The sequence below is a fragment of the Arthrobacter sp. MYb227 genome (assembly GCF_002975435.1).
GTDB lineage: Bacteria > Actinomycetota > Actinomycetes > Actinomycetales > Micrococcaceae > Paeniglutamicibacter.
On the sequence record NZ_PCPT01000003.1, the window covers coordinates 501,673 to 508,533 of the forward strand.

Here is a 6,861-nt window from a genome sequence, read left to right on the forward strand (position 1 = left end):
TTTGTTTACTGGGGCATCTTTTGCGTCGCTTCGTTGTTACTAGGATGAGTGGGGGTGCATTCGTTGGCTACAAATCCACTTTTGCTCTCGGTACCCGATGTATTGTTCCTCTTCCACAAGGCGGCGTTCTTCACGATGTCTGATCATTTGATTCAACCCAAGCGTATTGCGATGATCTCGCTACACACCTCACCCTTGGAACAACCTGGATCGGGCGATGCCGGTGGAATGAATGTTTACATCCGTCAGCTTGCCCTCGCCTTGGCTACACAGGGGGCGCACGTGGATGTTTTCACTCGTGCCGCTTGGGAGAACCGTTCGGTTGAAATGGCGCCCGGGGTGATCTGCCATGAGGTTCAAGCTGGACCAACGGGCAAGATCAGCAAGGAGGAATTAGCAAATCATCTCCAGGCATCGGCAGATGCAATCTGCGCGTATGCAGCACATTTTGAACCCTACGATGTCATTCATTCGCATTACTGGCTTTCGGGAATCGTGGGGCTAGAACTCAGTGAGCATTGGGGCATCCCCTTGATTCACACCATGCACACCATGGGTAAGGTGAAAAAGGCGTCGGCAAAAACCGAGGAATCATCTGACCGCATCGCTGGTGAAATGTTGCTCTGTCAGCAAGCCGATCGGTTGACAGCCAATACCCCGGCCGAGGCCATTGAACTAGAACAGCTTTACGGCACAGCTACCGACCACATTGACGTGGTGGCCCCGGGCGTTGACCTTGAAGTGTTCCATCCTCGGGTATGCCCGGAGCGTGAGAGCTCGTCTACCTCATTACGTGTGGTCTTCGCCGGACGTATTCAAAAACTCAAAGGTCCGCAGCTCTTGGTACGTGCCTTAGGGATTATTGCTCGTGAACGCCCGGATCTAGATGTAAAACTTTCGGTGATTGGGGCACGTTCCGGAGCTAAAGAATTGAATCTGCAAAAACTGGTTGAGGCCGAGGCCGTCGAGCATATGGTCAGATTTATCTTGCCGATGCCAGCCGAACATCTGGCTCGAGCCTTCAGATGTGCCGACGTAGTTGCGGTGCCCTCCTACAGTGAATCCTTCGGGCTCGTGGCCTTGGAAGCTCAGGCATGTGGAACCCCGGTGCTTGCCCATCGTGTTGGTGGTTTGCCTTTTGCCATGCGTGATGGCGTGAGTGGGCTTCTTGTTGATGAGAATGAGCCCGAGGCATGGGCCGCAGCCCTAGTGTCATTGGCCGAGGATGTGGAACTACGCAAACGTTTAGGGAAGCAAGCAGCAGTATTTGCCTCCGGAATGGGGTGGGAACAAACTGCTCTTGCATCGCTAGACTCTTATGCGATGGCTCAGAATTCTCCTATCGTCAGTTCTAAGCCAGAACTCCATGACTCTGCAGCTTTCTAGAATGTCCCCGGTCAGCTAATTTCCACCACGTATCGGCCCAAGATCCAGCGATTTAGGAGCCATCGTGTGCCTGCATCATGATTTGATCATTGCTGGTTAGTCGGGTTGAGTTGTGACCTCTCACTTCATCCCAAGTTATTTATCCCGAATATGCGCTTTGGCAAAGATTCAATCGAAGATCCAGGAGCAGTCCCCATGACGTGGCCACAGCACCGCCTAGCGGCCTACGAGCAGATGGTCCTGTCCATTCGCTCACTCATCAGTGCGGAAGGCGACCTTAAACCGGGCTCGATTCTTAGCGAAATTGAACTGCTCATCTCGCGCGCCGAAACTATTTCCCAGCTACCTCAACCAACGCAGCACGAAGCATTCTCCGCTGTTCCAGCAGTTGGGAATCAGGCAAGAGGCGCTACCGAACCGGCGCTGCAGGTGTCCTCCGCCGACCAACTAACGCAGTCTCAGGTTCTCGCACGCTGGCTATGGGACAGAAACCTCGACCTATCGGCAACTAACGGTTTGTCCCCCGAACGCTGCGAACGATTTTCCCGGGCGGCCGGCTTAGCGGCAAACCCACCGGTAGAGGTCTGGACCGAGGTATCTGGTCTGCTCACGAAAATGGGTCTGCTGGCCCTCGAAGAACCAGAGTCGATGTTGATCCAAAGACAGTTCGCCCACGAACAAGCCCACTGGTTAGAATCCTTGCCCGCCGGAGACCCGTTTAGCCACGGCACCAAGGCAACGGCCAACCGTGCTGCCAAGGCAAAAACCCTGGCCCGCTGGCTCTGGGACCGAAATATTGATGTACCCACGATGTTCGGGTTTAGCGATAAATTTCGTCGCGAAATCGCTCGAAACGCCGAGGTTAATCCCCCGTCCTCGCTGACCACGTGGCAGTCCGCCGCCGTGCTTATGGCTCAAATGGAGGTCATGGCACAGGCAGATGCGGGCAACCCCGCGGTGAGCCGCAATCATCTCGATGAGCATGATCGTTGGGCCACCGGAACACAGATCAAACCGTAGTTACATGCTTGCGCTTTCTCCCAAATTCGCAATAGTCGCCTAACAAGGTGGGCAGCAACCGATGATCTGGTCACTGCCCACAAAATTTAGTTCATATCTCAGAAATGCACTGTGCTTAGAGCCGCTGTATTGTTCCGGAGAAATGCGGTTTTCCGCTCTTGGCATTCCACCCGCAGAAGCGTGTGGAATCCACGCTTTCAATAAAGGAAACATCAACACGTGACGGCAAGAATACCGGGGTAGCAAAGTCAATGCTCCAGGTATAGCCACCCTCGTGCGGTGCGCTGGAGGCCAACGTTCGTCCGGCCAAATACATACCGTGCGCTATTGCCCGTTTCATACCCAAGGCCTTGGCGCTCAATGCGGAGAGATGAATCGGGTTGTAATCCCCCATCACGGCCGCATACGCCCGGCCGGTATCTGCCGCCAAGCTCCACGATGCACTGCGTCTGGGTGGCACAAACTCATCATGAGACACCGCCACGCGCTCGGGCTTACTGCCCAACCACACACCGCGTGCCAAATAGGTTGAGACGCCACGCCATATCAGTTCATCGGCCTGACGAACTTCGGCAACCATATCTAGCTGAGTCCCCGATCGATGTTCACGCAGATCGGTAGCGTAGGCAATCACCTCAAGCTCCGAGCTGGGGCTTATCGGCCTAAAATGTTCAACCGAGTTGGCTAAATGAACCATCCCCAATAAGGGCAAGGGGAAATCGTCTCGTACCAGCACCGACATTGCCACGGGGAAGACCAACCCATGGACAAAGACACTGGGAAGTTCCTCGCGCACGGTATCGCCCATCAAACGCTGATAGGCGACCAGTTGATCCCGGTCCGGGCGTAGCGCAGCAACCCGATGCGAAACCTCGGGAAGTACAAGTAAAGATGTTTTAGCACCGGGCAACAATTCCTTGACCCGATCACCCAGTGCCTTGGCATACAACGATCCAAGTGTCGGAACCCGTTCTAGATCGATGGTCTTACGCATTTATGCACCCACCAGCGACTGCCCACAAACCCGCAAGGTTTGACCGTTAATGCCACCTGCAGCATCCGAAGCCAGGAATGCAATTGCCTCGGCAACGTCAAGCGGCAAACCACCCTGCATCAAAGACGGCATCAACATGCGGGCAACTGTTCGCGTCGCCACGGGGATCTTCGCCGTCATCTCCGTCTCAATGAATCCCGGAGCCACGGCATTAATGCCCCCACCGCTTGCGGCGAAAGCTTGTGCGCTTGCAGTGACCATACCCATCACACCGGCCTTTGACGCAGCATAATTAGTCTGCCCGCGGTTACCAGCAATTCCGGAGGTCGACGCCAAGGAAACAAGCCGCAGGCCAGGAAGTTCTGCACCCAAGAACGTCTCATTCATCCGCAGCTGCGATTCAATATTCACCGCGATCACCGAATCCCAGCGCGCAGCGTCCATATTGGCGAGTAATTTATCGCGGGTGATCCCCGCATTATGCACAACAATATCCAGCTTCCCGTGACGCGCTAGCGCGTGATCAATAATCACGGCACCTGCATCGACACGAGTGATATCCAATTGCAATGCGGTTCCCGCCACCTGGTTAGCCACCTTTGCCAGCGCATCCCCGGCGGCGGGCACATCGACAACTACAACTGTTGCCCCATCACGGAATAACGTTGCGGCAATCGCGGCACCAATTCCGCGCGCAGCACCGGTCACCACGGCAACCTTGCCAGCCAACGGCTTCTCAAAGTTCGCCGGCAGCTCACCGTCGGTGGTATCAACCTCCAAGAACTGTCCATCAACATAGGCACTACGCCCCGAAAGCAGGAAGCGCACTGCGGCAATGGCCGATGGGGCCGTTGCATCGACGCGCTCGCCGAGTACAACGCCGTTTGCCGTGGCCCCACCACGTAGTTCGCGGCCCAGCGAACGCAGGGAACCCTGAAGACCGGATCGGGTTGCCGTAAGTGCCGGGGCATCCGTGGCGAGGGCCTTGCGGCTGATCGAGACAACGCGTCCTCCGGGAGCCAGCTGGCGCAGCGCGTGTCCTGCGGCGAGCATGGGTTCGGAGAGTTCACCCGGTGTGCTTACTTCATCGAGTAGCAGGATGATTGCACCAATTTTGCCTTCGCCCACCGCATGCCTGCGCACATCTAGCCCCCAGCCCAGCAGGGTGTCGGAGATGTTTTGAGCCTGTGGTGAGCCGCCCAGCAACAGGACCGGTCCGGGGACCAGTGGCGCGCCGGGTTCGTAGCGGCGCAGAATCGAGGGACGCGGCAGTCCCAAGGTCTTGGCAAGGTTTTTGGTGAAACCGGAATTGACTAGTTCAAGGTACTTATCGGCCATTGTTAGCGTGCCTCCAGGATTGCTACGACGCCCTGTCCGCCGGCGGCGCACACGGAAATGAGTCCTCGGCCCGAGCCCTTTTCATGCAGCATCTTGGCAAGGGTAGCCACCAAGCGTCCGCCGGTTGCGGCGAATGGGTGGCCCGCGGCCAGCGAGGATCCGGTGACATTGAGTTTGGATCGATCAATGGCACCCAGTGGGGCATCGAGTCCGAGCTTGTTTTTGCAGAATTCTTCATCTTCCCAAGCCGCCAGAGTGGAAAGCACGGTGCCGGCGAAGGCCTCGTGGATTTCGTAGAAGTCAAAGTCCTGCAGGGTGAGGTTGTTGCGCTTGAGCATGCGTGCCACGGCATAGGCCGGAGCCATGAGCAGTCCTTCGGCGCCGTGCACAAAGTCGACGGCTGCGGCCTCAAAGTCAACGAAGTTTGCCAGCATGGGCAGATCATTTTCACGGGCGAATGCTTCGGAACCCAGCAACACTGCGGAGGCACCATCGGTCAATGGCGTCGAGTTGCCCGCCGTCATGGTTGCCGCATCGCCAAGGCTTTTGCCAAAGACCGGCTTCAGGCTGCCGAGCTTCTCGATGGTCGAATCCCCGCGCAGGTTGGTGTCCTTGGAGACTCCGGCGAACGGGGTGATCAGATCGTCAAAGAAGTGCCGTTCATAGGCAGCGGCAAGGTTTTTGTGGCTGGCAAGAGCCAACTCGTCCTGTGCCTCGCGGGTGATGTTCCAGGCCTTGGTGGTCAACGCCTGGTGATCCCCCATCGACAGCCCGGTGCGTGGTTCGCCGGTGCCCGGTGCGTTGGGTGCCAGGAATGAGGGGCGGAACTTACTCATGGCCTTGAGCTTGGCCGAGGTTGAGCGAGCGCGTGAGAGTTCCAAGAGCATGGAGCGCAGGCCCTCGGAAACGGCGATGGGCGCATCGGAGGTTGTATCAACGCCTCCGCCGATCCCCGAATCCAGCTGACCGAGCTTGATCTTGTTGGCCAACGAGCCGATGGCTTCCATTCCGGTGGCACAGGCCATTTGCACATCGTAGGCGGGAGTGTCGGAGGCAAGTGAGGAGCCCAGTACGCATTCGCGCATGAGGTTGAAGTCCTTGGAGTGCTTGAGCACCGCACCGCCGGCAACTGCACCAATGCGCTGGCCCTGCAGCCCAAAGCGTGCCACGAGTCCGTCGAGTGCTGCGGTGAACATGTCCTGATTGCTGGCCTTGGCGTAGGCGCCATTTGAGCGGGCGAAAGGAATTCGGTTGCCGCCGATGATGACGGCTTGGCGGATTGCCGGGGTATCGGACTGTGCACTCATGTAAGAAACTCCTGAAAGAGAAATGTGAGATGTGTTACTGATACCCAGCGTACCTGATACGCTGGGTATCGTGAACATCCAATCGGTCGACGAGGCATCGTCGCAACAGCTCGAACCAAACGGTGACGGCCGCTCAGCACGCTGGGACGCCCACCGGGCCGCCCGCCGCCTCGAACTCATCAGGCTTGCACGTCGCGCCATCCACCTTCTGGGCCCCGGTGCGTCAATGGACGACATCGCCACCCAGGCCAACACCAGCAAGTCGGTGTTCTACCGCTACTTCGGCGACAAGGACGGGTTACGGCACGCGGTGGGCGAATACGTCATCGGCAAATTCCGTGCCGGAGTCATTACTGCCGGACGCAACTCAACGGAACCATCAGATGCGCTGCATGCAATGATGCTCGCCTACCTGAAGATGGCCGCAAACTCGCCAAACGTCTACTTCTTTGTCACAGCATCACCGGCAACCGACGTGCTTACCGACCCGGCCGGAGCCGGCGGACGCGTCCGCGAAGGCGCACTAAATGACTTCTTCGAGGAACTCACCTCGATGATGCGCGATCGCATGCACGACTACATCGGCATTGGCCCCGGCGGAAGTGCAAGTCCGGCCCTCGAACTATGGCCACGGGCATCCATCGGCATGGTTCGTGCCGCCGGAGAACTTTGGCTACGTGCCCCCGATGATGAGCAGCGCCCCAGCATCGAAGACCTTGCCCAAAGCATCACCGAATGGCTCACCCACGGAGTGGCACATCAGGCTTCGGGTAAAGCCAGCTAAATCACTCGCAGCGCAACAAGACTTTTCAGTAC

Annotated in this window: 6 protein-coding genes; 3 read left to right on the top strand and 3 right to left on the bottom strand. The window is 57.5% G+C overall.

Features of this window, described 5'->3' with window-relative positions; translation table 11 throughout:
* Positions 1-63 precede the first annotated feature (63 nt).
* Together CQ018_RS09860 and CQ018_RS09865 are read left to right on the top strand one after the other, a co-directional pair.
* Positions 64-1,386: a glycosyltransferase gene (locus tag CQ018_RS09860; protein WP_308729108.1), complete on the top strand. Its 1,323-nt coding sequence runs from the start codon at positions 64-66 to the stop codon at positions 1,384-1,386.
* Between the two features lie 195 nt (positions 1,387-1,581).
* A complete protein-coding gene (locus CQ018_RS09865; protein ID WP_105549797.1) occupies positions 1,582-2,406 on the top strand; it encodes a hypothetical protein in 825 nt (274 codons plus the stop codon).
* A gap of 115 nt (positions 2,407-2,521) precedes the next feature.
* Here the strand turns inward: CQ018_RS09865 and CQ018_RS09870 are convergent, their stop codons facing one another.
* The 3 genes from CQ018_RS09870 to CQ018_RS09880 are packed head-to-tail and all read right to left on the bottom strand — an operon-like array spanning position 2,522 to position 6,045.
* On the bottom strand, positions 2,522-3,400 hold the full coding sequence (locus CQ018_RS09870) for a MaoC/PaaZ C-terminal domain-containing protein (RefSeq protein ID WP_105549798.1): 879 nt from the start codon (positions 3,398-3,400) through the stop codon (positions 2,522-2,524).
* Positions 3,401-4,738 carry a 3-oxoacyl-ACP reductase gene (locus tag CQ018_RS09875; RefSeq protein ID WP_105549799.1) on the bottom strand — a complete coding sequence of 446 codons (1,338 nt, stop codon included), beginning with the start codon at positions 4,736-4,738 and terminating at the stop codon, positions 3,401-3,403.
* Between the two features lie 2 nt (positions 4,739-4,740).
* The gene (locus CQ018_RS09880) at positions 4,741-6,045 is read right to left on the bottom strand and encodes an acetyl-CoA C-acetyltransferase (RefSeq protein WP_105549800.1); all 1,305 of its coding nucleotides are present in this window, start codon (positions 6,043-6,045) and stop codon (positions 4,741-4,743) included.
* Positions 6,046-6,115: 70 nt separating this feature from the next.
* Between CQ018_RS09880 and CQ018_RS09885 the strand changes: the two genes are divergently transcribed.
* Positions 6,116-6,829: a TetR/AcrR family transcriptional regulator gene (locus tag CQ018_RS09885; RefSeq protein WP_105549847.1), complete on the top strand. Its 714-nt coding sequence runs from the start codon at positions 6,116-6,118 to the stop codon at positions 6,827-6,829.
* Positions 6,830-6,861: the final 32 nt, after the last annotated feature.

What these genes read in the sequence shown, in the direction of transcription:
- CQ018_RS09865 (WP_105549797.1), top strand. Translation starts at nt 1,582, where the DNA reads ATGACGTGGCCACAGCACCGCCTAGCGGCCTACGAGCAGATGGTCCTG.
- CQ018_RS09870 (WP_105549798.1), bottom strand. Translation starts at nt 3,400, where the DNA reads ATGCGTAAGACCATCGATCTAGAACGGGTTCCGACACTTGGATCGTTG.
- CQ018_RS09875 (WP_105549799.1), bottom strand. Translation starts at nt 4,738, where the DNA reads ATGGCCGATAAGTACCTTGAACTAGTCAATTCCGGTTTCACCAAAAAC.
- CQ018_RS09880 (WP_105549800.1), bottom strand. Translation starts at nt 6,045, where the DNA reads ATGAGTGCACAGTCCGATACCCCGGCAATCCGCCAAGCCGTCATCATC.